This is a genomic window from Streptomyces lunalinharesii, assembly GCF_039532155.1.
Lineage (GTDB): Bacteria > Actinomycetota > Actinomycetes > Streptomycetales > Streptomycetaceae > Streptomyces > Streptomyces lunalinharesii.
On the sequence record NZ_BAAARK010000060.1, the window covers coordinates 1 to 23823 of the forward strand.

A 23823-nucleotide genomic window follows, 5' to 3' on the forward strand; every position below is an offset into this window, starting at 1 on the left:
GTCGTACGGCGGCGCACCCAGCCCTCCAGCACAGTCCGTTGAGCATCAGTCACCAATAACGGCGGAATCTTCGGACCCGGACGACTCATACCCAACCAACGACGAATCTCCGACTCAGGTCACTAGTCGCGCAACGGCCGGCGGTGGTCGTCGCGGTGCAGCGTGGCCAGGGCCAGGGTGCCCAGGGCGCAGGTGACGACGACGTAGTAGGCCGGTACGTCGGGGTCGCCGGTGCGCCGGATCAGTTCGGTGACCAGCAGCCCGGCGCAGCCGGAGAAGACCGCGTTGGACAGCGCGTAGGCGACGCCGAGGCCGGTGGTGCGGACCGGGGTGCGGAACGTCTCGGCGAGCATCGCCGGGCCCGGACCGGCCAGCAGGCCCACCAGCGCGCCGGCGACGGCCACCGCCCCGCACGTCAACCACAGGGGTGCGGAGCGCTGTTGGACGAGATGGAGCAGGGGCAGCGCGCACACCGCCGAGAGGGCGGCACCGGTCACCAGCACCGGGCGCCGCCCCACCCGGTCGCTCAGCGCGCCCGCGGGGAGGATCGCGGCGGCGAAGCCCAGGTTGGCGATGACCGTGGTCAGCAGGGCCCGGGCCGGACTCGCCCCGACGGTGTTCTGGAGGTAGGAGGGCAGCACCACCAGGAACGTGTAGCCCGCCGCCGACCAGGCCACGAGGCGCCCGCACCCCAGGACGACCGCCCGTGCGGTGCTCCGCAGCGGCGGCCGGGGCGCGGGCGGGGCGCCGTCGCCGCCCGCGCGATCCGGCGCGGTGCGGCGGTACGCCGGGGACTCGGCCAGGCCCAGGCGCAGCAGCAGGGCGAGGGCCCCCATCGGCAGGGCCGCCAGGAACGGCAGTCGCCAGCCCCACGCCGCGACCTGCGCCGCCGACAGCACGGTCGTCACCAGGGTCGCCGCCGCGGCGCCCCCGAGCAGTCCGAGCGCGACGGTGAACGACTGCCAGGCGCCGTACCGCCCCCGCTTCCCGTCGGGCGCGCACTCGGTCATCAGGGCGACCGCACCGCCGAACTCCCCGCCCGCCGAGAGGCCCTGGACGATCCGCAGCGCGGTCAGCAGCCAGGGGGCGGCCGCGCCCGCCGTGGCGTACGTGGGCAGCGCCCCGATCAGCGCCGTCGCGCCGGACATCGACACCACCGCCGCGATCAGCACCGGCCGGCGGCCGAAGCGGTCGCCGGCGCGGCCGAGGAGGAACGCGCCCAGCGGTCGGAAGAAGAAGGCCAGCGCGAACGTCGCATACGTCCTGACCAGGGCCTCCGCGGCGCCGCCACCCTGCGGGGTGAAGAAGTTGGCGGCGACGACGGTGGCGAAGTAGGCGTAGACGCCGAACTCGTACCACTCGATGAAGTTGCCCACCGCGCCCGCGGCGACGGCCCGGGCCCCGGGCGCGGTCCGGCCGGGCGCCCGGCGCGGTTCGTCTGTGGAGGTCGTCATGTCCGGCAGTCTTCCCACCGGCCGGGTCCGCGGAGCCGACGCCGGGCGGCCGGTCCGGCCCGAGGGCCCCGCGGGCGGCGGCCCGGCACCGGGCACCGCCACCGAACCGAGCGGTCCGCGTGCACAGCGTGGCGAGCGGGCGGGGCCGGTCGCCTGCCGGACCCGAGGGCCTTCGGCCGCCCCTCGCGGGACACCGCGCGGCGGGTGACAATCGACGCACGGCGCCCGTGCGGCGCCCCCGCTCCCACCGAGCGGGGCGGCGAAGCCGAGGAGCCCGCGGTGCGGCCACCGCTCCCCGACCGGGCGGGCGGCGCAGGCCCGACGTGCCGTGGCGGGCCCCCTCGGCACCGGTCCGGAGAGGTGACGTGCGATGTCTCCATGGCGGGTCCGTGCGCTGGAGGAGAGCGACCTGGACCAGGTGGTCCGCATCTGGGAAGAAGCACCGGACGCCACCGTGGACCTCGCGGCGAGCCTGGCGGAGGCGGTGAGCGCGCTGCACGCCGAAGCGCCGGCCGTGGTGGCCGTGGTGGGCGACCAGATCGTCGGCGCCGCGGTGTCCCTGGTGGCGCAGGAACGCGGCTGGATCCTGCGGATGGCGGTGGGCCTGCCGTGGCGGGGGCACGGCGTGGGGCAGGCGCTGTTGGCGGCTCTGGAGGAGCGGTTGGGGCGGTCCGGGGTGCGCCGCATCGGGGCGCTGTTGCCGGACGAGGAGGCCGGCCAGCGGGCGTTCAGCCGGGCCGGCTACGTGGCCCGCCCGGACCTGCGCTACGTCGAGAAGCACCTGACCGCGGACTCCGCCGAGGCCACCTTGCTCGACCAACTCGGCGGGACCGTACCGGACGCCGGCCTGTGGGACGGCATCGCCGGCATGAGCGCCGAGAAGACGCTGATCGAGCGTCGGCTGGTGCTTCCGCTGGAGCACCCCGACGTCGCCGGCGCGTACCGCCTGGTGCCGCCCCGCGCCGTGGTGCTCTTCGGTCCGCCCGGCACCGGCAAGACCACCTTCGCGCGGGCCGTCGCCTCCCGGCTGCGCTGGCCGTTCATCGAGGTGTTCCCCTACCAACTCGCCGACGACGCGCACGGCGTCGCGGCCGGGCTCCGCCGGCTCTTCGCCCGCGTGGAACACCTGGAGCAGGCCGTGCTGTTCTTCGACGAGGCCGAGGAGATCGCCTCCGAGCGGCACGATCCGACGACGCTGGCGCACCGGGTCACCAACGAACTCCTCAAGCTCATCCCGCAGTTCCGGCGCGGCGAGCGCCGGCTGCTGATCTGCGCCACCAATGCGGTGCGCTCCCTCGACGCGGCCTTCCTGCGCCCCGGCCGCTTCGACTACCTCATCCCCGTCGGGCCGCCCGACCCCCAGGCCCGACGCGCCATCTGGATCCGCTACATCGGCCCGGACCGCGCGGCCGGCCTCGAACTCGACGCGCTGGTCGAGGCCAGTGACCGTTTCACCCCCGCGGACATCGAGTACGCGGCGCGCACCGCCGCGCAGAGCGCCTTCGAACGCCACCTGGCCTCCGGGCCGGACGAGGGTGCCGACCCGACCCGGCTCACCGGCGACTACCTCCAGGCCATCGCGCACACCCGGACGTCCCTGACCGAGGACGACATCCGCGCCTTCGACCGCGACCTCAGGACCGCCGCCCGAGTGTGAGGTACTCCCGCGCGGTGGTGCTCGCGCGGGCGGCGGCGAGGGCCAGGCAGACGCGGTCGCGGGTCAGCGGCAGCACGCCGAAGCGGATGCCGGTGGCGTCCCGCACCGCGTTGGCCAGCGCGGGGGCGACCGGGGTGAACGGGCTCTCGCTCATCGACTTGGCGCCCAGCGGCCCGAGGGCGTCCGCGGTGTCGGCGAAGTACACCTCGGTCCGCGGCACGTCCCCGAACGCCGGGACGTGGTAGGTGCGGAAGGACGTCGTGACGAGGTGCCCGTCGTCGTCCCACAGCAGCGACTCGTACAGGGCCGCGCCGACGGCCTGCGCCACGCCGCCCTCGATCTGTCCGCGGCACTGCAACGGATTGACGACCCGGCCGGCGTCGGCCGCGTGGACGCTCCGCAGGATCCTGATCTCGCCGGTCCCGGTGTGCACCGCGACCCGGAAGCCCTGCACGTTGAACGCGACCGAACGGGGCGAACCCTCGCTCGTGGCGGTCGCGGACAGCTCCGGGCCGGCGGCCCGGGACCGCGTCGCGAGGTCGGTGAGCGGCACGCGTGCCTCGCCGCACCGCACGTGGTCGTCGGCCGGCGCACAGGCGGCCGGCTCGACCCCGGCGTAGCGCGCCCCGGCCGCGACGACGCGGGCCCGCAGTTCCTCGGCGGCCCGGGTCGCCGCCAGCCCCGCGACCACGATCCCGGTGGAGCCGAACGCGCCGGTGTCGTGGCCGAGGCGGTCGGTGTCGGCGTGCACGATCCGGATCCGCTCGGGGCGGGTCCCGAGCACGTCCGCGACGAGTTGTCGCTGCGCGGTGGTCGCGCCGTTGCCGAACTCGGCGGTGCCGACGGTGAGTTCGTAGTGTCCGTCGGCGCGCAGGGCGACCCGGGCCTCGGCGTGGTGTCCGTGCGGCGGGATCGTGTCGATCATCCCCAGCGCCATGCCCTGCCCGACGCGCCATTCCGCGCCCGCCGGCGGGCGCGGGCCCTCGTCGCGGCGCAGTGCGCAGCGGACCAGGTCCAGGCACTGGTCCAGCCCGTAGCTGCCGATCTCGACGTCGTCCGGTGCGGCGCTGAAGCTCCGCATCGGGTCGCCCGGCCGGATGACGTTGCGCTCGCGGAAGGCGATCGGGTCCATTCCGAGCGCGCGGGCCAGTTCGTCCAACGCCGACTCGACGGCGAAGATCGTCTGGCTGAGTCCGTAGCCGCGGTAGGCCCCGGAGGGCACGGTGTTGGTGTAGACGGCGTAGCCGTCGACCTTCTTGTTCGGGCAGCGGTAGACGGCGATCGACTCGTTGCAGCCGTGGATGACGGCGGTGGCGTGGTTGCCGTACGCGCCGGTGTTGGCGACGGCCCGCAGTTGCAGTGCGGTGAGGGTGCCGTCGTGCCGGGCCGCGGCCTTGACCCGCACGCTGACGGGGTGGCGGACGGCGGTGGCGGTGAACTGCTCCTCGCGCGTCAACTCCAACTGCACCGGCCGGCCGGTGCGCAGGGCCGCCAGCGCGACGACGTCCTCGGTGAACATCTCCTGCTTGGCGCCGAAGCCGCCGCCGACCCGGCCGCACAGCACCCGGACCCGATCCTTGGGCAGCGCGAAGAGGGTGCACAGGGCGTCCCGGGTGAGGAACGGCACCTGGCTGCTGGTCCGGACGGTGAGCCGGCCGGCGGCGTCCAGCCAGGCGAGCGAGGCGTGGGCCTCCAGGTGTGCGTGCTGGAGGCGGTGACTGACGTAGGTGTCCTCGTGGATGACGTCGGCCGTGGCGAAGGCCGCCTCGACGTCGCCGAGGTCGCCGTGCACCTCGGCGGCGACGTTCCGGTCGGCGTCCGCGACGTACTGCTCGGGCCCCTTGTCGCCGTGCAGCACCGGGGAGCCGGGCGTCATGGCCACCTCGGGGTCGAACACGTCGGGCAACACGTCGTAGGTGACGGCCAGTTGACGGCAGCCCTCCTCCGCGGCGGCCACGCTGTCGGCCACCACCGCCGCGACCCGCTGCCCGGCGAAGCGGACCACGTCGTCGAAGAGCCGGGTGTCGGCCGGGTCGAGGGTGGCGTCCTCGTGCCGTCCCGTGGAGTACCGGCGGGCCGGTGCGTCCTCGTGGGTGAACACGGCCCGCACCCCCGGCACGGCACGCGCGGCGCCGGTGTCGATCGCGGTGATCCGGGCGTGCGCGTGCGGCGCGTGCACCAACTTCGCGTGCAGCAGGCCCTCGACGCCGACGTCCAGGGTGTAGCGGGCCGTGCCCGTCACCACCTGCGGGCCGGCCGGCGCCGGCAGGTTCCGCCCCACCGACTCCCCTTCGGGATCGTCGTCGACCCGGACGACCCCGTGGACGGCGTCCTCGATCGCGCGGTACCCGGTGCACCGGCACAGGTTCCCCTTCAACGCCTCGGGGAGGTCCCGCCGTTGCGCCGGATCGAGCGCGGCCACCGTCATGATCAGGCCCGCGGTGCAGAAGCCGCACTGGAATCCCTGCGCGGCGAGGAAGTCCCGTTGCACCGGGTGCAAAGCGGTGTCCCCGGCGAGCCCCTCGACCGTGGTGACCCGGCGCCCGGCGGCGCGGAACGCGGGGAAGAGGCAGCTGTGCACCGGCTCGCCGTCCACGTGCACGGTGCACGCCCCGCAGTCCCCGGCGTCGCAGCCCGTCTTCACCCCGAACCAGCCCAGCTCGCGCAGGTAGCTGCGCAGGCACTGCCCGGGCCGTGGTTCGCCGGTGCAGACCCGGCCGTTGACCTCGCACCTCATCGTGCTCCCTCCTGTCGCCGCCAGGCCAACTCGGAGCGGATCTCCTCGGCGAACCGGACGGTCATGAGCCGCCGCCAGGCCGGGGTGCCGTGCACGTCGTGGTGGTAGAGCCACGGCGGAACGGCCCGTTCCAGCGCGGTGAGCAGCTCCGCGGCCCCGGGCAACCCGGGGAAGGCCAGGCGGACCGGACGGACGGTGGCGGCGGTGACGGTCAGCGTGAACGCGCCGTCGTCGGGTGAGCGTCGGCCGATGAGCAGCGCCGCGGAACGGCCGTGCGGGGTCAGTGAGCTGCGCCGGAAGGCGGTGCGGCAGCGCAGTGCCGCGGCCGGCAGGGTGACCGCGCGCAGTAGTTCGCCGGGCGCCAGCACGTTGCGCTGCGGGCCGGTGACGAAGTCGAGGGCGGCGACCTGCCGCACTCCGCCGTCGGGCCGCCAGAGGGTGCAGACCCCGTCGAGCGCCGTGGCCAGCGAGATCATCGGGCCCGCGGGCAGCGACAGGCACAGGTTGCCGCCCACGGTGGCCTCGTTGCGGACCTTGAACGAACCCAGCAGCGCCCGCCGGCACTGACCGATCAGTGGGGCCGCCGCCCACTCCGGCGGCGGGTCGATCCGGCCGAGTCGGGCCAGCGTGCAGGTGGCCGCGATCTCCAGTCCGCCCGCGTCGAACCGGAACGGCGGCCAGTCGAACCCCCGCAGGTCGATGAGGCGGCGGAGGTGGGGTTGGGGTTCGGAGAACAGCCAGGTGCCGCCCGCCAGCCAGGCATCGCCGGGCCGCCAGGTCGCCTGGGCCGCGCGGGTGGGTGCCGCCACGACCGCGGTGACGGTGTCGAGGTCCATCCGGTAACCCCCAGGCAGGCGGCGGGAAGGCGGGGCGGGGCAGGCGGTCAGTACGGGTGGCGGTTCGGCTTGTCGGTCCACGCCTGGTAGGCGCGGGCGCCCAACTCCGGGTACGCCTGGGTGATGCTGATGCTCCGTTCGCCCGGGGGCTTGCGGAAGTCCTCGTACTGGAAGGCGTCGCTGAACCCGATCTCCTCGGTGGCCTGCCAGTCACAGCTGAAGTACACGGCGTCGATCCGCGACCAGTAGATGGCGCTCATGCACATCGGGCAGGGGGCGCCGCTGGTGTAGATCGAGCAGCCCTGGAGCATGCGCGCCCGCTCCGGCAGCCGGTCCGGCGAACCCTCCGGGCGGGGCACCAACGCCAACGTGTACGCGTTCTGGTGCTCCTCGGAGACGGTGGGCGCTTCGGGGTTGAGGAACTGGACCGCCTTGCGGATGGCCTCCACCTCGCCGTGCGCGGTCGGATCCGCCGTCAGCAGCACGCGGTTCTGGCCGCGTGCGATGATCTCGTCGCCCCGGGTGATCACCGCACCGAACGGGCCGCCCCAACCCTCTTGGACGGATTCGGTCGCCAACGCGACCGCCTCGGCCATGAATTCTCTGTGCCCCACGACCGGTGCCTCCGATCAGTGCGTCACGTCCGGTCCCCGACGAGCGGGAAGAACCTCGACGGTTCCACAAGGCGAAGAGGGGATTTGTAACCTTATAACCCTTTGTCGATTAGTCTAGTAAGGGTGAGTTGCCCTGCAAGCCGTGGCTCCCGCAGCGACGTCGCGACCGTCGTGGTCGCGCAGAAGGTCCGGGCGGGCCGGGAGGACGACTACCGGCGCTGGCAGGAGCGCACCAGCGAGACGGTGCGCACGTTCCCCGGGTTCGAGGGGACGGAGGTCTACCCACCGGACTCCGCGGCCGAGAACGAATGGGTCGTCGTCTTCCGGTTCGCCCACCTCGACCAGCTGTCGGCCTGGCTGGACTCCGCGGCGCGCCGCGCCCTGATCGAGCAGGGGCGCGATCTCTTCGAGGAGCCGCCCGCGCAGGAGGTCCTCGTCGGCGGCGCCCCGGTCCAGGACTCCGTGACCGCGGTGATCTCCCACGAGGTGCGCCCCGACCAGGAAGGGGACTTCGTGCGGTGGCAGGGCCGGGTGCTGGCGGCCCAGCGGACCTTCCCGGGCTTCATGGGGTCGGAGTTGTTCCGCCCGGTGCAGGGCGTCCAGGGCAAGTGGGTTGCGGTCTTCCGGTTCGACGACCGCCGCCACCTCGATGCCTGGCTCGTCTCCGCCGCGCGCACCCGACTCCTCGACGAGGGCCGCGCCTTCTTCGTCTCCTACGACGTCCGCAAGGTCGGTTCCGCGTTCGGCAGTTGGTTCCGTTTCGACTCGCGTGCGGAGGAGGGCGCACCGCCCAACTGGAAGCAGGCGATGTGCGTGCTCCTGGCGCTCTATCCCACCGTCCAGGTCCTGAACCTCACCGTGGGGTCCCGCTTCGACGCGCTCGGCGTGCCCGGATACCTCAGCCTGTTCCTCTCGAACGTGCTGAGCGTCGCCATCCTGACCTGGCTGCTGCTGCCGTTGATCAACCGGGTCCTCGCCTTCTGGCTGGTGCCCGACCGGGCGCGGCGCAGGCGCACCGAGGTGGCGGGCGCCGCGCTGGTCGCGCTGTGCTGGGTGGCGTTCCTGGTGCTCTTCGCCGTGACCACGGGCTGAGCGGGGCGACGGGCCCCGTCCCGACCCCCGCGGTGCCGTCCGACGGTACGGACACCCGCCGCACGCGCGGCGGCCCGCCCGTGGAGGCTGTCCAGGGGCGGGCCGCTGCGGTGCCGGTCGCGGTGGCGACTACGGCTGGGGGGTACGGAGGTCGCGCCGGTGCTTGAGGCGGTCCGCGCCGATCAGCGCCGCCACTACGACCGCGGTGCCGAGGAGCTGGTGACGGCCGTCCGAGGAGGTGGCCATCACCGCGAAGACGCCGAGGATGGCCGCCAGCGCCACCCACGTCAGGTACGGGAAGCCCCACATCCGCACCAGCAGCAGCTCGGGCGACTCGCGCTCCAGGCGGCGGCGCATCTTCAGCTGGGTGAGGCAGACGATGGTCCAGACGACCAGCACCGAGCAGCCGGCGATGTTCAGCAGCCAGGCGAACACCGTGGTCGGCCAGATGATGCCGGCGATGACGGCCGCGAAGCCGAACAGGCAGGACGCCACCACCGCGGCGGCCGGCACGCCGCGGGTCACCTTGCTCAGGATCCGCGGACCCTGGCCCCGGGTGACCAGCGAGTACGCCATGCGGGACGAGCCGTAGATGTTGGCGTTCATCGCGGAGAGCAGTGCCACCAGCACCACGACCTGCATGATCGTGCCGGCCGCCGGGATGCCCAGCCGGTCGAGCACGGTCACGTAGGGGCCGGCCGTGGCGACCTTCGGGTCGTTCCACGGGACCAGGGTGACCACCACGGCCATGGAGCCGATGTAGAAGACGGCGATGCGCCAGACGGCGGTGCGGACCGCGCGGACCACGTTGCGGCTCGGGTTGTCGGACTCCGCCGCGGCGATGGTGACGGTCTCCAGCCCGGCGAACCCGGAGATGGTGGTCAGCAGCCCGGCGGCGAGGCCGGCGGCGCCGGTCGGGAAGAACCCGCCGTGGTCGGTGAGGTTGCCGGTGCCGGGGGCGTTCCCGAACACGCCGAGGATGCCGAGCACGCCCAGCACCAGGAACGCCACGATCACGGTGACCTTGATGGTGGAGAACCAGAACTCGAACTCGCCGAAGTTCTTGACCGCGGTCAGGTTGCTGGCGCAGAAGAACACCATGAAGACCGCGACCCAGCCGTAGGCCGGCAGGAACGGCACCCAGGAGTGCATGATGGCGCCCGCCGCGGTCGCCTCGGCGGCCACGCCGGCGCACAGCATCAGCCAGTACATCCAGCCCGAGGTGGTGCCCGCCCAGGAGCCGAGTTCGGCCTCGGAGTGCACCGAGAACGAGCCGGTGGACGGCCGGGCCGCGGACATCTCCCCGAGCATCCGCATGATCAGCATGACCAGTGCGCCGGTGGCCGCGAAGAGGAGGACGATGGCCGGTCCGGCGGTGGCGATGCCGACCCCGGACCCCACGAAGAGTCCCGCGCCGATGACGCCGCCGAGCGCGATCATCGACAGGTGGCGCTGTTTGAGGCCGTGGGACAACGGGGGTGCAGGGTCCTGCACGGCCCGCGGGGAGTCCTGGGGTGACCGGGTGGTACTCCGAGTCATGGGCGTGCCCGTTCGTTGCTTGAGACGATCATTGAGCCCACGAGTGTGCGGCGACACGGTGCGTGAGCGACGGGAACGTTCGCTATTCGGACGCCGTGTTCACACATGGTGAATATGCGGACACAGTACCGGAGGGGCGACATCCGGTTCGTGCTCGCCCGGGGCGGGCCAAGAGGGCGCCGCGGCACGGCTGTTCACCTCGGGGCGGGCCGTGCGGCGCCCTCGCCCGCCGACGAGCCACGCCAGCGGCCCGTGCGGACGCCGGCCTCGCCGCCGGCCACCCGCCACTGACCTGCACGACCACGGGCCGCGCCGCCCGCCTCGACAACCGCGCACCCACCGGCGGCCCGGTCTTGGCCATGCCCCTGTCACGCGGTACCGTCTCCTCGATATCGACGACGGCGAGGCGGAAGCCGGTGGGAATCCGGCACGGTCGCGCCACTGTGAACGAGACGCCCCCGCGCGCCGGGAGCGTCCGCGAGTCAGACCCGCAGCCGCCGTCCAATGCACCACCGAGATGGGACGCGAACTCCCAGAGGAGGGCCCTGCCATGGCGCAGTCCGTCGCCCAGCCGACCGCCACCACCGCCGTACCCGCCCCGCTGCCGCTCAAGGCGATAGCGCCCTGGGCGGTCTTCTTCGGCATCCTGATGCTCGTCCTGCTGTACTTCGTCGGCGCCGAACAGGGCGCCACCTCCGTGTTCAACGGCACGGACGTCCACGAGTGGGTGCACGACGCCCGCCACCTGCTCGGCTTCCCCTGCCACTGACGCGAGGGACGCCGCACACCCATGAACTCCGCAACGGTCAGAAACCTCCTCGTCCGGGGCATGCTCGCCGGCCTCGCCGCCGGCGTGCTCGCCCTCGTCGTCGCCTACCTCCTCGGTGAACCCAGCGTCAACAGCGCGATCAGCTTCGAGGACGCCCACTCCCACGAGCACGAAATGGAAGTGGTCTCCCGCTCCCTCCAGTCCACCGCCGGCCTCGCCACCGGCGTCCTGGTCTACGGGGTGGCCTTCGGCGGCATCGCCGCGCTCGCCTTCTGCTTCGCCCTCGGCCGCGTCGGCCGCTTCGGCCCGCGCGCCACCGCCCTGCTGCTGTCCGGCTGCGCGCTGCTCGCCGTCTACGTCGTGCCGTTCCTGAAGTACCCGGCCAACCCGCCGTCCGTCGGCGACCCCGACACCATCGGCCAGCGCACCACCCTGTACTTCCTGATGATGCTGCTCAGCGTGCTGCTGGCGATCGGCGCCACCCTCCTGGGCAAGCGGCTCGCACCCCGCCTGGGCACCTGGTGGGCGACCGTCGTCGCGGTGGCCGCCTTCGCCGTGGCGGTCGGGCTGGCGTACGCCTTCCTCCCGGTCATCAACGAGGTGCCGAAGGACTTCCCGGCCGCGCTGCTGTGGCGGTTCCGGCTGGGCGCCCTGGCCATCCAGACCGCCCTCTGGGGCGCGTTCGGGCTGCTCTTCGGCGAACTCGCCGAACGCCTGCTGCACCCCCGGCCCGCGACGGCCGCACCCGGGGCGGCGGTGCCCGCCCCACAGTGACACCGCCCGTACCGAGAGGGCCCTCCGACACCGTCGGGGGGCCCTCTGGCGTTCCCGGGGAGAACGTGCCTGCGCCCCTTCCGGGACCTGGACGCAGCATCCCCCGGGCGCGGGCTTCCCAGGGGATGGCACGGACCGTCAGCGGAACAGGCGGAAGAACCCGCGCACCTGCTTGACCAGCGACTCCGGCTGCTCCAGCGCGGCGAAGTGGCCACCATGCGGCAGCTCCTCGAACCAGCGCAGGTCGGTGAAGCGCAGCTCGGCCTCCCGCCTCGACGGGCGGGTGATGTCGCGCGGGTAGACCGACAGCCCGGATGGCGCGGTCACCTTGTCTCGGAAGTTGGCGAAGCTCTCCCAGTACAGGCGCGCCGACGACGTGGCCGACGCGGTGAACCAATAGACGGAGATCTCGTCGAGGATCGTCTGCCGCGACAACGCGTCCTCGGGATGGCCGTCGTTGTCCGTCCACGCCCAGAACTTCTCGGCGATCCAGGCGGCCTGCCCCGCCGGGGAGTCGGTGAGGCCGTAGCCGAGCGTCTGCGGTCGGGTCGCCTGGATCGCCGAGTACCCCCGGCCGGTGCGCTGCATCTCCTTCTCGGCCTCGAGATTCGCCAGCTCCGCGGGCGTCGGGTCGTCGAACGTGCCCGCCGCCACGGATCCCAGGTTCAGGTGCACGCCGGCGACCCGCTCGGGCGCCACCTCGCCCAGCGCGCCGGACACCGCCGAACCCCAGTCACCGCCCTGCGCGCCGTACCGTGCGTAACCCAGCGAGACCATCAACGTGTCCCAGGCGCGCGCGGTGCGCGTGATGCCCCACCCGGTCGTCGAGGGCTTGTCACTCCAGCCGTACCCGGGCAACGACGGCGCGACCACGTGGAACGCGTCCGCCGGGTCACCGCCGTGCGCGCGCGGGTCGGTCAGCGGGCCGAGGACCTGTAGGAACTCGAGTACCGAACCCGGCCACCCGTGCGTGAGCACGAGCGGGAACGCGTCCGGCTCCGGCGAGCGGACGTGCAGGAAGTGGATGCCCAGCCCGTCGATCGTGTCGCGGTACTGCGGGAACGCGTTCAGCCGCTCGGCGAACCCGAAGTCGTAGTCCTCGGCCCAGCTGCGGCAGAGCTCCTGCGCGTACGCCAGCGGCAAACCCTGTGACCAGTCGTCCACCGGCTCGCGCTCGGGCCACCGTGTCCGTCGCAATCGTTCCCGCAGGTCCGCGATCTCGGCTTCGGTGATGCTGACCTCGAACGGCTCGGCGGACATGGCAAGGCTCCTTACTGGTCAAGGCGTTATCGGATCAGTTGCGGGTGGACCGTCATCGCGGGCTCCCACGCGTGGCGTCGGGTTCGGGGCGGCGGTCGGCGGTAGGGCGCCGGGTCAGGCTGAGGACGAGTCCGGCCAGGGGGAGTGCCGCGAGCACGGCGAGGGCCACCGGCACCGGCACGATGCCGGACAGACCCGCGACAGCGGCCGGACCGATCCCGCCACCCAGGGCGTTCATGAAGTTGAGCAGGCCCAGTGCGGTGTCGCGGTCGTCCGCGCCGACCAGGTCCGGCGCGAGGCTCACCAGTACGGCTTGGGCGCCGGCGAACCCGCACACGGTCAACGCCATGCCGACGACAACGGGGATCGGCCCGGTGAAGATCGCGACCACGAGCACGCCGACGACGGTGAGTGCCGCAAGCCCGGCCGACACCTGCCAGCCGATGAACCGGTCGGTCAAGGTGCCGACGAGCCGCCCGGCCAGCACCGAGCAGGCGGCGGCCGGGACCAAGAGCACGCCGGCTTCCAGGGGGCCACCGCCCGTGGCCTGCTCGATCAGGGACGGGGCGCGGAACAGCACCCCGTAGTAGCCGGCGAAGACGGTCCCACCGATGAGCCCGGCCGCCAGGAAGCCGCGGGATGCGATCACCCGCCTAGGCACGAACCCGTCGGGCGTGCTTCGCACGCGCCGCCACAGTCCCACGGCGGCGAGCGCCCCGGCGGCAGCCACGACGAGCGTGACCGGAGCGGGCAGGCCGACCGAGTGCGCCTGCAGCAACGTGATCAAGGAGCCGGCGAGTACCGACAGCACGGCCGCGCCGACGATGTCGAGTCGCCCGGTCGAGCCGTTGCGCTCGCCGCCACCGCTCCGCGTCAGCGCGCGCCTGCTCGGCAACGCGGCCAGCAGGAGGGGCAGCGCGAGGACCGGGATCGCGAGCACGGCACGCCACCCGAGCCATGCGGTCACCGCCCCGCCCAACAGTGTTCCGCACCCCGACGCCGTCGCGCTGGCGGCCGCGATGATTCCCAGGGCGCGGATCCGTTGCCGCCCGGGAAGGGCGGTGGCCGCGGCAAAGACGGCGATCACGGTCGCGCCCGCCCCGGCGCCGCCGATCAGTCGGCCGACGATCACGACGGACAGTGTCGGCCCGACTCCGGCGAGCGCGGAGCCCGCGGCGAGCGCCACGACCCCGGCGACGAGGACCTGGAAGGGGCTCCACCGGACCAGCAGCCGACCCGCGACCGGCATCGCGAGCGCGGAGGTCAGCGACCACGCGGCGAGAATCCATGCGGTGGCCCCGAACGGCACCGCGAGCGCGCGGCCGATGGCCGGCAGGGCCACCGACGGCGCTCCCAGTGCCACGTACATCGGCAGCACCAGCATCCCCAAAGTCAGCCCCAGCCGACGCCCGTCCGGGGCATCGGATCGCTCCGGTGCCGGGGCCGCTCCAGACGTGATCGTCTGCGGCGTCGTCCCCTGCCAGGTACGTTGTGACATGCTAAAGCTCCTTTGCGTGTAACATTATGGAGCAGTGAGGAGATACGTCAAATGCAGAATGCGTATTACAGTCCATTGGTGGTCCAGACGGCCGTCGACCTGGCCAACACCTTGAGGCCGATCAAGGGAGAGGACGCGCTGGAGACCGTGGAGCAGCTCCAGGACTTCCTTGACGACCACCCCGCGGCTGAGCCTCCGAGTTCGGCCGCGAACCAGGGGACCGGTCCGCGGCATCTCACCCGCGCCGACCTGGCGGAAGTCCGCGCGTTGCGCGAGACGGTGCGTGCGGTGCTCGAACGGGCGAACGCGGACGCGGTCGAAGCTGCGGCTCTGATCAACGACGGTCTGCGTCGCAGCCGCGCCACCCCGGTACTGCGCCACGAGGACGACCGCTGGTGGACCGAGGTGACCTCCGACACCGACCGCTGCTCGGCGCACCTTGCCGCGACGACGCTCAGCGCACTGGCCTCCGTGATCGCCACGCTCGGTCCCGCGCGTCTCGGCGTATGCGCCGGGCCGACCTGCCGGGCCACTTTCGTGGACCTCTCGCGCAACGGCTCGAAGCAGTACTGCACCCGAACCTGCTCGCACCGGGCCAGCGTCGCGGCCTACCGGAGTCGGCGCAGCCCGCGTTGAGCGCCGGCACCTGACCCTGCCGGGCCGGCTCCGGGGTTTCGTCTCGCCGGCAATCGGCGTAGACAATCGGCGTCAGGGGGCGTCCGCTTCGTCGGGCGCGTCCAGGGCACGCCCGAGCCGGAGGTTCCAGCGCCCGGATCGGCCGGTGAACTCGGTCGCCGTGAGCGGAGGCACGTCGATCCGCCAGAACGCGGCCTCGGGAGCCCCCAACACGCCGACCACCACGGCCCGGACGACCTCCGGTTCGACGACCGCGACCGTCCGCCCGTCGTGCCCGCCACAGTCGGCCCACCACCGCGCCACCCGCGCGCACAGGTCCCGCACCGACTCACCGCCGTGCGGTGCCGCGCCCGGATCGGACAGCCACAGCGCCAGCTCCGCGGGCTCCGCGGCCGCCACCTCGTCCAACGTCCGCCCCCGCCAACGGCCCACGTCCCAAGCGGCCGGTTCCGCCTCCGGGCCCGACGGACCGGCGAGGCCGAGCGCCGCGGCGGTCTCCCGACAGCGAACGGTGGGGGAGACGTGGACCCGGTCGGCGGCGGGCAGCGAGCCGGCAGCCGCGGCGGCCCGGGCCGCCCCGGCGGCATCGAGCGGGGCGCCTTCGTCGAAGCGGGCCCGCCGCAACGCCGGGTTGCTCGCGGGGGAGACGAGGATGACACGGCTGGTCACGTGGGAGTTCCTCCTGCTTCCGGCACGGGACGGTGGCGTTCCTGCGGCAGGCGCCGGCCCTGCACCGGAGGGGGCGCGTACGGGTATCGGTCCGTCCCGTGCGCGCGCCGCAACCGGCGCGGCTTCGCGTGCGCGCAGACCGTCCGCTCGGTCGCCGGGCCATCGCACACCTCCTGGACCTGGCCGTTCGCTGCCTGGCCGGGGCAAAAATAGCATCCGCACGATGCGCGGAATCCGCCGGTTCACCGCCATCGAGGGGGCGGAATCCGCGAGTTGGCACGGCGCCCGGGACACCGCCCGGCGGCCCGGCAGTTCAGCGCCACGCTTAATGGGTTGCCGGTGGACGAGGGCGCTGGATGCAATGTCCGGCATGGTCCCCCAGGTGCGCCCGGCACGGCGCGACGGCACCCGCGCGCACGGCCGTGCCCTGCCGCCCCGCGAGCCGAGCACCCTGCCGCCGCCTCGTCGTTCGGGAGAAGCAGCCGCATGAACACGCCACCACCCGCCCCAGCCGGAGTCCGCCGGACCGACGCGGCACCCGTCCGGATCGGCGCCCTCGCTCCGCTCACCCGGCCCGGCTGGACCGAGGCGGGCCACCACCTGCTCGCCGGGCTCGAATTGGCCGCTCGCGATGTCAACGACGCCGGCGGGATCGGCGGACGGCCGCTGGAGTTGGTGGTCCGGGACACCGCGGCCGATCCGCAGCGGGCCGCGGCGGCCGTCGAGGAACTGGCGCGCCTGGGCGTGACGGCCGTCGTGGGGGAGTACCACAGCGTCGTGGCCCGGGCCGCGGCCACCACGGCCGACGCCCTCGGACTGCCGTTCCTCTGCTCGTCGGCGGTGCTCGACGCCCTCACCGACCGGCCGACGCCATGGGTCGCGCGCCTGGCCCCGCCGCAGTCCCGGGGCTGGCGGGTCTATGCGGACTTCCTCCTCGGCGCGGGCCACCGCCGCATCGCCGTGGCGGCCGTGCCGAGCGTCTACTGGGCATCCGGGGCCCGCATCCTGCGGGACCACCTCGCGCCGCACGGCGGTGACGTCGTCGAACTCGACGCGAACGCGCTCGCCCCCACCCAGATGTGCGACGCACTCGTCGACCACGGCGCGACGGCCCTGCTGCTCCTGGTCGGCCACCCGGAGCCGGCCGTGTCGCTCGTCCGGGCCGTCCGCCGGGACCAGCGGCTCGCCGGGCTCCTGATGGGCGCTCCGGCCGGGCAACCGGAGTTCGCCTCGTGGGCGGCGTCGCTCGGCGAGGACGGTGCCGCGATCCCGTTCCTGCGCTACCTGCCCGAGCGCCTCGGACCGCTCGGCGCGCGGGTGGCGGCGGCCCTGCGCGAGCGGCTGGCCGAGCCGCCCTCCTTCGTCGCCTTCGAGGGCTACGACACGGTCACGGTCCTCGCCGAAGTGCTGCGCTCGCACGGCCTGGAGCGGGCGCGCATCGCCGGGGCCTGGCCGCGCGTCGAGGTCGAGGGCACCCGCGGGCCGATCCGGTTCGCCCGCACGCCGGGCGTCGGCGGGTGGCAAGGGGGCGGGGCGCCGGTCCAGGTCGTCGACCGGGATCCGGCGGAGCCCGACCGCTTGCGGATCCGCCACACCGGCTGACGGCCCGCCCGGGCCGGACGGTCCGAACGCGCCGGCGCCCGCCCCGGTCACGACGACCGGGGCAGGCGCGCGGTGGCCGCAGGACGCGCCTACAGCTCGGCGCGCACCGTCCGGGCCGCGGTGACCAGGCTCGCCAGGGATGCCTGGACCTCGGGCCAGTCGCGGGTCTTCAGGCCGCAGTCGGGGTTGACCCACAGGCGTTCGGCGGGGATGGCCTCCAGCCCGGTGCGCAGGAGGTCGGCGGCTTCCTGGGCGCTGGGGACGCGGGGGGAGTGGATGTCGTAGACGCCGGGGCCGGCCTCGCGGGGGTAGCCGTGGGCGGCGAGTTCGCGGGCGACCTGCATGTGGGAGCGGGTGGCTTCCAGGCTGATGACGTCGGCGTCGAGGTCGTCGATGGCTTGGACGACGTCGCCGAACTCGGCGTAGCACATGTGGGTGTGGATCTGGGTGTCGGGCCGCACGCCGGCGGTGCTCACGCGGAAGGCTTCGGTGGCCCAGGCGAGGTAGGCGGCGTGGTCGGCGGCCCGCAGGGGCAGGGTTTCGCGCAGTGCGGGCTCGTCGACCTGGATGACCGAGGTGCCGGCCGCCTCCAGGTCGTCGACCTCGTCGCGGAGCGCCAGGGCGACTTGGCGTGCGGTGTCGCCGAGGGGTTGGTCGTCGCGGACGAAGGACCAGGCGAGCATGGTGACGGGGCCGGTGAGCATGCCCTTGACGGGGCGTTCGGTCAGTGACTGGGCGTAGGTGGTCCAGCGGACGGTCATGGGCTCGGGGCGGGAGATGTCGCCGGCCAGGATCGGCGGGCGGACGTGGCGGGTGCCGTAGGACTGGACCCAGCCGTGTCGGGTGGCGAGGTAGCCGGTGAGTTGTTCGGCGAAGTACTGGACCATGTCGTTGCGTTCGGGTTCGCCGTGGACCAGGACGTCGATGCCGGTCTTCTCCTGGAAGGAGATGACCTCCTGGATCTCGGTCTTGATGCGCTCGTCGTAGCCGGCGGTGTCGATGCGGCCGGCGCGCAGGTCGGCGCGGGCGGCGCGCAGTTCGCCGGTCTGCGGGAACGAGCCGATGGTGGTGGTCGGCAGCAGCGGCAGCTTGAGGTGGGCGCGTTGGGCGAGGGTGCGCTCGGGGTAGGGCTGGGAGCGGCGGGTCTCGGCCTCGGTGACGGCTGCGGCACGGGCCCGCACGGCGGGGTCGTGGGTGATCGGCGAGCCGGCCCGGGATGCCAGGTCGGCGCGGTTGGCGGCGAGTTCGGCGGTGATGGTGCCGGTGCCCTGGGACAGGCCGCGGGCCAGCGTCACCAGCTCGGTGGTCTTCTGCTTGGCGAACGCCAGCCAGCGGGCGATCTGCGGATCGACGTCGCGTTCGAGGGTGGCGTCCAGGGGCACGTGCAGCAGCGAGCAGGACGCGGCCACGTCGACGCGGTCGGCGAGGCCGAGCAGGGTGCCGAGGGTGGCCAGCGACTTCTCCAGGTCGTTGATCCAGATGTTGCGGCCGTTGACGACGCCGGCCACCAGGCGTTTGCCCGGGAGTCCGCCGACGGCGGCCAGGGCGTCGAGGTTGCCGGCGGCGGCCTCGGTGAAGTCCAGTGCCAGGCCCTCGACGGGGGCCTTGGCCAGTACCGGCAGGGCGTCGCCGAGCCGGTCGAAGTAGGAGGCGAGCAGGAGTTGGGGCCGGTCGGTGCGGGCGCCGAGGTCGCGGTAGGCGCGGGCGGCGGCGTTCAGCTCGGCCGGGGTGCGGTCCTGGACCAGGGCCGGCTCGTCCAGCTGCACCCACTGGGCGCCGGCCGCCCGCAGGTCGGCGAGGACCTCCGCGTAGACGGGCAGCAGGCGGTCCAGGAGCGTCAGGGGCTCGAAGTCGGCGGCGACCCCGGGGGCGGGCTTGGACAGCAGGAGATAGGTGATCGGGCCGACGAGCACGGGGCGGGGGGTCAGGCCCAGTGCGAGGGCCTCCTTGAGTTCCGCGACCTGTTTGCCGGAGTCGGCGACGAAGGCGGTGTCCGGCCCCAACTCGGGTACGAGGTAGTGGTAGTTGGTGTCGAACCACTTGGTCATCTCCAGCGGCGCCACGTCCTGCGTGCCGCGCGCCATCGCGAAGTAGCCGTCGAGCGGATCGGCCTCGATGGCGGCGCGGTGGCGCTCCGGGACGGCGCCGACCATGACGCTGGTGTCCAGCACGTGGTCGTAGTACGAGAAGTCGCCGGTCGGCACCTCGTGGATGCCGGCGTCCACCAGGTCCTGCCAGTTGCCGCGGCGCAACTCGGCGGCCGTGGCGCGCAGGGCGTCCGCGGTGACGCGGCCCTTCCAGTAGCCCTCGACGGCCTGCTTCAGCTCCCGGCGCTGTCCCTGCCGGGGGTAGCCGTACACGGTGGCCCGTGCGGTCACGGTTTCGGGCTTGACGGTCACGGAGATCTCCTTCGCGAGATGAATCCCTGAGGTCCCGGCGACGGGACGAGAGCGCGAAGGGTGACGAACCCGGCGGTGCCCGACGCCCGCCCGGGGCGCGCTGGTCCGCCTGGTGTGTACGCCGACCCGCCCACGAGGTCACCGGGATGTCCGCGCACGAATGCTTCGCGCGCGGGCAGTTGGCAGGTCTTCGGACTCGCGGGCGCGCCTCGTGTTCTCCACGAGACTCCTACTGACCGTCGCTTCCCGGGCCCCGTACGTCGGGCCCAGTGCGTATGACGGCGGTCGTTCCCACTCACCGCTGCGGGGCAGTCCCGGATTCCCACCGGGTTCCCTCTTGCGACGCTCCCGCCTGGCGGACGGGGCGAACCAGCTGCACCGTTCACCCTACGGTGCGGGCCGGCGAACCACCGTGAGCCGTCCACAATGCGGAAGGTGAGATGGGACAACCAGGGGACGGGTTTGCCGCGGACCGAGGGTGGGAAGCGCGGCAGACGCGGCCCCCGACAGGGCGGCCCGCCGCCCGACGCATCCCCCCCCGCACACCCCGAGGAGTTTCCGGCATGACCGCCGCCCCGCACCGTACCGACCCGACCGCCGGCGCCACCGACGTCGCGCTGCTGCGCACCGCCGTCGCCGTGGCCCGCCGCGCCCGCGCGGCCGGCAACCACCCGTTCGGCGCGCTGCTCACCGGTCCCGACGGAGCGGTCCTGCTGGAGGCCGAGAACACCGTCACCACCGAACGCGACGCCACCGGCCACGCCGAGACCAACCTCGTCCGCCTGGCCACCGCACGGTACGACGCCGACTTCCTGCGCGCCTGCACCCTCTACACCAGCACCGAACCGTGCGCGATGTGTTCGGGCGCGATCTACTGGGGCAACGTCGGCCGGGTCGTCTACGCGCTCGGCGAGGACGGGCTCCTGGCGATGACCGGCGCCGACGAGAAGAACCCCACCATGGCCCTGCCCTGCCGCGACGTCTTCGCGGCGGGACAGCGCCCCCTGGCGGTCGTCGGCCCGGTCGACCTCCCCGAGGCCCGCGAGGTGCACGCCGGTTTCTGGGACTGATCCCGCGGCGCGCCCCGGCTGGCGGACCCCACGGCCGTCCCGCCGGGGCGGCTCAGGACGCCCGCGGCGGCATGGCCGCCAACGCCGTCCTCGCGAGGTTCCGGGCCTCCGCCTCGCAGGCGGGGTGCCGGGCGCGGGACAGGTAGGCCCGCACCACGAGGTTGCCGTCGCGGACGTTGAGCTGGCAGCTCGGCCGGGCGGTGCCGGGGGCGCCGGTCGTCCAGTACGCCTCGTCGCCGAAACCGAGCCCGGTCTCCGGGAACTCGGACTTCGCGCCGTCGGCGAAGTCCTGCTGCTGCCGCTCGGTGCCGCTGCCGTCGGAGCGCGTGCGCATCAGCTCCCACGAGACGTCGGCGCTGGGGGTGTAGTTCCAGCCGTCCGCCTGCGGCTGGTCCCGGTCGAACCAGGAGCACTCGGTCTTCGCGCCGTCGCCCTGTTCCTGGTAGCGGTCCTTGTCCTTGCGCCGCTCCGTGTGCAGCGGGAGCTTGGCCGCGACCTCCGAGCACACCGGCATCGTCACGTACTTGTCCGGGACGCCGGCACTGCCGCCGCCGTTCAGCAGCAGGTAGCCGCCGGTGCCGACAGCGACCGCCAGCACCCCGGCCGCCGCCACCCACGCCGCGGTGCGTCGGCGGCGCGGCGGCGCGGCGGGGGCGTCGTGCGCGGTGAGGACGGCGGTGCGCGGGGCGACGGGACCGGTGTCCGGCAGCAGCGCGGTGCGTTCGGGGTCGCCGTCGAGCAGGCCCGCGATCCGGGCCCGTTGCACGTCGACCATGCGGTGCACGGCGGGCGGCCACGGCCGGTCCGTCGGGGCCACCGGGCCCAGGAGGGCGAGGAGTTCGGCCGGGGCGGGCCGGTCGGCCGGATCCTTGGCCAGGCAGCGGGTGACGAGCGGGTGCAGTGCCTGGGGCAGGCCGCTCAGGTCGGGTTCGGTGTGGACGACGTTGTAGAGCGTCTGGAGCGTGGAGGGGCCGGCGAACGGGCTGCGGCCGGTCGCCGCCAGGACGAGCACCGTGCCGAGCGAGAACACGTCGCTGGCCCCGGTCAGTTCCCGGCTCTGCGCCTGCTCGGGCGACATGAAGGGGGGCGAGCCGACCACCCAGCCGGTGCCGGTGAGTTCGGTGGCGTCGGCGGACTCCGCGGCCCGCGCGATGCCGAAGTCGATCACTCGGACGCCGTCCTCGGCGAGCAGGACGTTCTCCGGTTTCAGGTCGCGGTGGACGAGCCCGACCCGGTGGATCTCGTCCAGCGCCGTCGCGAGGCCCACCGCCAGTCGGTGCAGGGCGTCCGCCGGCAGCGCGCCGGCGCCCTCCACGGCCGCGCCCAGCGACGGCCCGGCCACGAACACCGAGGCCAACCAGGGGAGTTCGGCGTCCGCGTCGGCGTCGAGGACGGCCGCGGTGTACGCGCCGGAGACCTTCCGGGACGCCGCCACCTCCCGCCGGAAACGGGTCCGGAAGCCGTCGTCGGCGGCGTGCCGGGCGTGCACCAGTTTCACCGCGGCCGGCCGCCCGTCCGGTGCGACGCCGAGCAGGACGCGGCCCATGCCGCCCCGGCCGAGTTCGGTGAGCAGGACGTAGGGGCCGGCCTGGGCCGGCTGTGGCCGTGCGGTGCTCACAGGGCCTTCACCGCCGCGACGCCCTGGCGGGCCATGTCCTTGGCGAGCGCCTCGCACGCGCCCTTCGGATAGTGGACGCCCTTGATCGCGACGAAGAGGTACAGGTTGACGTCCCGGGCGTACAGCACGCAGCCGCTCTCACTGGATTCGTTGAGCCACATGCCCTCCTCCACGAAGCCCAGCCCGGTGTCCCGCGTGGTCTTCGAGCCCATGTACATGCCTTCGTAGTGCTCCTTGGCCTGTTCGGCGCCGGTGGGTCCGCCGGCGCGGGCGTGGTGGAGGTCCCAGGAGAAGTCGATCTGGTCGCCGGAGCGGGTGGTCCACACGCAACTCGTCGACGGGTGGCTGTGCCCGTTGCCGTCGGACTGCTGCCACACGCCCGGCACGTTGCCCCAGGGCCGGCCGAAGCCGGCCGGTGCCGTCATGCTGCGGCCGGCCTGCGCGCAGGTCGGGACGGTCTTGGTGTACTTGTCCGGCACCTTGGCGAGCGGCACCGAACCGGGCGTCGGCACCGGCTCCGGGAAGAACGAGTGGTACACGTCGGTCGGGCCGAGCGCGAGGACGGTGGCCACCGCCGTGACGAGCGCCACGGCCCCCACGATCGCGCCGAGCAGGCATCCGGGGCGCCGGCGCAGCACGGACGCCCGGGCCGCCGGGGCCGGGGCCGGGGCGGGCACGGTGTCGGCCGGGGCGGGCGGGGACGGCGGTTCGGCGGTGGCCGTGAGCCGGGTCGCCCAGTCCCGGCGCTCCGCGATCCGCTCGTAGACCGTCTTCGGCCAGGGACGCGCGGCGGGCGCGAGCGGGCCGATCAGCGCGCGGAGTTGGGCCGGGGTCGGCCGCGCGGCCGGGTCCTTGGCCAGGCACCGTTCGACGAGCGGGCGCAGTCGCGGCGGCACGGACTCCAGGTCGGGCAGGTCGTGGGCGACGGCGTGCAGCAGCGCGAGCGGCGAGTCGCCGGCGAACGGGCTCCGGCCGGTACTGGCCGTGACCAGCGTGACGCCGAGCGAGAACACGTCGCTGGCCGGGCCAGGTTCCGCGCCCCGCACCTGCTCCGGCGACATGTACGCCGGCGAGCCGATCAGCGCACCGGTGCGGGTCAGCTTGGTCTCGTGGTCGGCCGCCCGGGCTATCCCGAAGTCGACGACCCGCACGCCGTCCTCCGTCAGGAGCACGTTGGACGGCTTCAGGTCCCGGTGCACCAGTCCGGCCCGGTGGATGTCGTCCAGTGCCTGGGCGAGGCCGGCGGCGAGCAGCCGCACCGCCTCCTCGGGCAGCGGCCCGCCCGCCTCCAACGCCTCGTCCAGCGTGGGCCCCGGCAGGAACAGCGAGGCCAGCCACGGCGTCGTCGCGTCCGGGTCGGCGTCGACGACCGGCGCGGTGTAGGCACCGGAGACCCGCCGTGACGCGTCCACCTCCCGCCGGAACCGCGACCGGAACCCGGGGTCCTCCGCGAGATCGGCGTGCACCCGCTTGACGGCCACCAGCCGCCCGTCCGGCGCCACGCCGAGCAGTACCTGCCCCATGCCGCCCTGCCCGAGCACCCCGACCGTCCGGAACGGTCCCACGTGCGTCGGGCCGTCCACTCCCAGCATCCGCATG

Annotated in this window: 18 protein-coding genes and 2 riboswitches; of the genes, 7 read left to right on the forward strand and 11 right to left on the reverse strand. The window is 73.8% G+C overall.

Annotated elements, in window-relative coordinates:
• Window positions 1–122: 122 nt before the first annotated feature.
• A complete protein-coding gene (locus tag ABD385_RS38610; RefSeq protein ID WP_344584614.1) occupies window positions 123–1454 on the reverse strand; it encodes an MFS transporter in 1332 nt (443 codons plus the stop codon).
• Window positions 1455–1824: 370 nt separating this feature from the next.
• On the opposite strand from ABD385_RS38610, the gene ABD385_RS38615 reads away from it, so the two are divergent.
• A complete protein-coding gene (locus ABD385_RS38615; RefSeq protein WP_344584616.1) occupies window positions 1825–3111 on the forward strand; it encodes an ATP-binding protein in 1287 nt (428 codons plus the stop codon).
• On the opposite strand, the gene ABD385_RS38620 is transcribed toward ABD385_RS38615, so the two are convergent.
• From ABD385_RS38620 to ABD385_RS38630, 3 genes are read right to left on the reverse strand one after another with little or no spacing between them, the layout of a single operon-like run.
• Window positions 3089–5848: a molybdopterin-dependent oxidoreductase gene (locus ABD385_RS38620; protein WP_344584618.1), complete on the reverse strand. Its 2760-nt coding sequence runs from the start codon at window positions 5846–5848 to the stop codon at window positions 3089–3091. The two genes, ABD385_RS38615 and ABD385_RS38620, sit on opposite strands and share 23 nt — an antisense overlap.
• Window positions 5845–6684: an FAD binding domain-containing protein gene (locus ABD385_RS38625; RefSeq protein ID WP_344584620.1), complete on the reverse strand. Its 840-nt coding sequence runs from the start codon at window positions 6682–6684 to the stop codon at window positions 5845–5847. The genes ABD385_RS38620 and ABD385_RS38625 overlap by 4 nt, the downstream gene beginning before the upstream one ends.
• A gap of 47 nt (window positions 6685–6731) precedes the next feature.
• Complete coding sequence (locus tag ABD385_RS38630; protein WP_344584622.1) at window positions 6732–7280, reverse strand: nucleoside deaminase; 549 nt, start codon at window positions 7278–7280, stop codon at window positions 6732–6734.
• A 141-nt stretch (window positions 7281–7421) separates the two neighbouring features.
• Between ABD385_RS38630 and ABD385_RS38635 the strand changes: the two genes are divergently transcribed.
• A complete protein-coding gene (locus ABD385_RS38635) occupies window positions 7422–8390 on the forward strand; it encodes an antibiotic biosynthesis monooxygenase (protein ID WP_344584624.1) in 969 nt (322 codons plus the stop codon).
• A gap of 129 nt (window positions 8391–8519) precedes the next feature.
• Here the strand turns inward: ABD385_RS38635 and ABD385_RS38640 are convergent, their stop codons facing one another.
• Window positions 8520–9929, reverse strand: a complete 1410-nt coding sequence (locus tag ABD385_RS38640; RefSeq protein ID WP_344584626.1) for an amino acid permease — start codon at window positions 9927–9929, stop codon at window positions 8520–8522.
• Between the two features lie 356 nt (window positions 9930–10285).
• Window positions 10286–10423, forward strand: a riboswitch (cobalamin riboswitch).
• Between the two features lie 56 nt (window positions 10424–10479).
• On the opposite strand from ABD385_RS38640, the gene ABD385_RS38645 reads away from it, so the two are divergent.
• Both ABD385_RS38645 and ABD385_RS38650 read left to right on the forward strand, forming a co-directional pair.
• Window positions 10480–10698 (forward strand): CbtB domain-containing protein, encoded by a 219-nt coding sequence (locus ABD385_RS38645; RefSeq protein WP_344584627.1) that lies wholly within the window; start codon window positions 10480–10482, stop codon window positions 10696–10698.
• 21 nt (window positions 10699–10719) lie between these two features.
• Window positions 10720–11472: a CbtA family protein gene (locus tag ABD385_RS38650; protein WP_344584628.1), complete on the forward strand. Its 753-nt coding sequence runs from the start codon at window positions 10720–10722 to the stop codon at window positions 11470–11472.
• 138 nt (window positions 11473–11610) lie between these two features.
• On the opposite strand, the gene ABD385_RS38655 is transcribed toward ABD385_RS38650, so the two are convergent.
• Both ABD385_RS38655 and ABD385_RS38660 read right to left on the reverse strand, forming a co-directional pair.
• Entirely contained in the window at window positions 11611–12732 is a 1122-nt protein-coding gene (locus tag ABD385_RS38655) for an epoxide hydrolase family protein (RefSeq protein WP_344584630.1), read from the reverse strand.
• 52 nt (window positions 12733–12784) lie between these two features.
• Window positions 12785–14230, reverse strand: a complete 1446-nt coding sequence (locus tag ABD385_RS38660) for an MFS transporter (RefSeq protein ID WP_344584632.1) — start codon at window positions 14228–14230, stop codon at window positions 12785–12787.
• 78 nt (window positions 14231–14308) lie between these two features.
• Here ABD385_RS38660 and ABD385_RS38665 point away from each other — a divergent pair, with 78 nt between their 5' ends.
• Window positions 14309–14866: a CGNR zinc finger domain-containing protein gene (locus tag ABD385_RS38665; protein ID WP_344584634.1), complete on the forward strand. Its 558-nt coding sequence runs from the start codon at window positions 14309–14311 to the stop codon at window positions 14864–14866.
• 72 nt (window positions 14867–14938) lie between these two features.
• Here the strand turns inward: ABD385_RS38665 and ABD385_RS38670 are convergent, their stop codons facing one another.
• Complete coding sequence (locus ABD385_RS38670; RefSeq protein WP_344584636.1) at window positions 14939–15535, reverse strand: histidine phosphatase family protein; 597 nt, start codon at window positions 15533–15535, stop codon at window positions 14939–14941.
• Between the two features lie 486 nt (window positions 15536–16021).
• Here ABD385_RS38670 and ABD385_RS38675 point away from each other — a divergent pair, with 486 nt between their 5' ends.
• Window positions 16022–17137, forward strand: a complete 1116-nt coding sequence (locus ABD385_RS38675) for an ABC transporter substrate-binding protein (protein ID WP_344584637.1) — start codon at window positions 16022–16024, stop codon at window positions 17135–17137.
• A gap of 89 nt (window positions 17138–17226) precedes the next feature.
• Here the strand turns inward: ABD385_RS38675 and metE are convergent, their stop codons facing one another.
• On the reverse strand, window positions 17227–19536 hold the full coding sequence (gene metE, locus ABD385_RS38680; RefSeq protein WP_344584638.1) for a 5-methyltetrahydropteroyltriglutamate--homocysteine S-methyltransferase: 2310 nt from the start codon (window positions 19534–19536) through the stop codon (window positions 17227–17229).
• A 164-nt stretch (window positions 19537–19700) separates the two neighbouring features.
• Window positions 19701–19925: riboswitch (cobalamin riboswitch) on the reverse strand.
• 174 nt (window positions 19926–20099) lie between these two features.
• Between metE and ABD385_RS38685 the strand changes: the two genes are divergently transcribed.
• Complete coding sequence (locus tag ABD385_RS38685; protein WP_344584640.1) at window positions 20100–20606, forward strand: nucleoside deaminase; 507 nt, start codon at window positions 20100–20102, stop codon at window positions 20604–20606.
• Between the two features lie 52 nt (window positions 20607–20658).
• On the opposite strand, the gene ABD385_RS38690 is transcribed toward ABD385_RS38685, so the two are convergent.
• Both ABD385_RS38690 and ABD385_RS38695 read right to left on the reverse strand, forming a co-directional pair.
• On the reverse strand, window positions 20659–22224 hold the full coding sequence (locus ABD385_RS38690; RefSeq protein ID WP_344584641.1) for a serine/threonine-protein kinase: 1566 nt from the start codon (window positions 22222–22224) through the stop codon (window positions 20659–20661).
• Entirely contained in the window at window positions 22221–23822 is a 1602-nt protein-coding gene (locus tag ABD385_RS38695) for a serine/threonine-protein kinase (RefSeq protein ID WP_344584642.1), read from the reverse strand. The genes ABD385_RS38690 and ABD385_RS38695 overlap by 4 nt, the downstream gene beginning before the upstream one ends.
• Window position 23823 lies beyond the last annotated feature (1 nt).

Coding starts and splice junctions, on each gene's coding strand:
- ABD385_RS38610 (WP_344584614.1), bottom strand. CDS start 1,454: ATGACGACCTCCACAGACGAACCGCGCCGGGCGCCCGGCCGGACCGCG.
- ABD385_RS38615 (WP_344584616.1), top strand. CDS start 1,825: ATGTCTCCATGGCGGGTCCGTGCGCTGGAGGAGAGCGACCTGGACCAG.
- ABD385_RS38620 (WP_344584618.1), bottom strand. CDS start 5,848: ATGAGGTGCGAGGTCAACGGCCGGGTCTGCACCGGCGAACCACGGCCC.
- ABD385_RS38625 (WP_344584620.1), bottom strand. CDS start 6,684: ATGGACCTCGACACCGTCACCGCGGTCGTGGCGGCACCCACCCGCGCG.
- ABD385_RS38630 (WP_344584622.1), bottom strand. CDS start 7,280: ATGGCCGAGGCGGTCGCGTTGGCGACCGAATCCGTCCAAGAGGGTTGG.
- ABD385_RS38640 (WP_344584626.1), bottom strand. CDS start 9,929: ATGACTCGGAGTACCACCCGGTCACCCCAGGACTCCCCGCGGGCCGTG.
- ABD385_RS38645 (WP_344584627.1), top strand. CDS start 10,480: ATGGCGCAGTCCGTCGCCCAGCCGACCGCCACCACCGCCGTACCCGCC.
- ABD385_RS38650 (WP_344584628.1), top strand. CDS start 10,720: ATGAACTCCGCAACGGTCAGAAACCTCCTCGTCCGGGGCATGCTCGCC.
- ABD385_RS38655 (WP_344584630.1), bottom strand. CDS start 12,732: ATGTCCGCCGAGCCGTTCGAGGTCAGCATCACCGAAGCCGAGATCGCG.
- ABD385_RS38660 (WP_344584632.1), bottom strand. CDS start 14,230: ATGTCACAACGTACCTGGCAGGGGACGACGCCGCAGACGATCACGTCT.
- ABD385_RS38675 (WP_344584637.1), top strand. CDS start 16,022: ATGAACACGCCACCACCCGCCCCAGCCGGAGTCCGCCGGACCGACGCG.
- ABD385_RS38685 (WP_344584640.1), top strand. CDS start 20,100: ATGACCGCCGCCCCGCACCGTACCGACCCGACCGCCGGCGCCACCGAC.
- ABD385_RS38695 (WP_344584642.1), bottom strand. CDS start 23,822: ATGCGGATGCTGGGAGTGGACGGCCCGACGCACGTGGGACCGTTCCGG.